General features: G+C 39.5%; 1 protein-coding gene. It reads left to right on the top strand.

The genetic code is table 11. The features are described 5' to 3' along the window. Nucleotides 1-233, top strand: a 233-nt coding sequence (locus tag AAEY83_RS15765) for a GNAT family N-acetyltransferase (protein ID WP_351060456.1), incomplete at its 5' end; no start/stop codon positions are given. Between the last annotated feature and the right edge of the window lie 33 nt (nucleotides 234-266).

Raw genomic sequence — 266 nt, 5'->3', positions numbered from 1 at the left:
ACCTTGAAGATTTATACGTAAGCCCAGATAGCCGTGGCAATGGTGCAGGTAAAGCCATTATGAAGCACTTAGCTAATAAGGCGATTAGTAATGACTGTGGTCGTTTTGAATGGGTAGTGCTTGATTGGAATAAACCCGCTATCGATTTTTACAATAGCATTGGTGCAAAGCCTCAAAACGAATGGATAATATATCGCTTAACAGGGCAGGAATTACTAGACTTCGCTAAGTAGTTAATGAAAATCATTTGCATTTAGGTTTGTGGG

The organism is Psychrobacter sp. TB20-MNA-CIBAN-0197, assembly GCF_040309765.1.
GTDB lineage: Bacteria > Pseudomonadota > Gammaproteobacteria > Pseudomonadales > Moraxellaceae > Psychrobacter > Psychrobacter submarinus.
This window is presented reverse-complemented; position numbering and strand designations above follow the sequence as displayed.